This is a genomic window from Streptomyces sp. UF-297 (assembly GCF_058245575.1).
In genome coordinates this window covers 1-335 of sequence record NZ_JBSIBZ010000276.1, presented here as the reverse complement: position 1 = coordinate 335, position 335 = coordinate 1, and the positions used below count along the sequence as shown (strand labels likewise).

Here is a 335-nt window from a genome sequence, read left to right as displayed (position 1 = left end):
ATGTCGCCGGCCCGTAAGCGGGAGATGTTCGATCTGCTGGTGCGGATGGGCTACAAGGAGATCGAGGTCGGTTTCCCCTCCTCCGGCGAGACCGACTTCGCGTTCGTACGCTCGATCATCGAGGAGGGCGCGATCCCCGAGGATGTGACGATCTCGGTGCTGACGCAGGCGCGCGAGGATCTGATCGAGCGGACGGTTCAGTCCCTGGTGGGCGCGCACCGGGCCACCGTGCATCTGTACAACGCGACCGCGCCCACCTTCCGGCGGGTGGTCTTCCGTGGGTCCAGGCAGGACATCAGGCAGATCGCGGTGGACGGTACGCGGCTGGTGATGGA

The 335-nt window shown here is 66.0% G+C and carries 1 protein-coding gene; it reads left to right on the top strand.

The features are described 5' to 3' along the window. Window positions 1-335: hydroxymethylglutaryl-CoA lyase-like TIM-barrel protein (locus AC4IJH_RS43810; RefSeq protein WP_490857616.1), on the top strand; the 335-nt coding region annotated here is incomplete at both ends.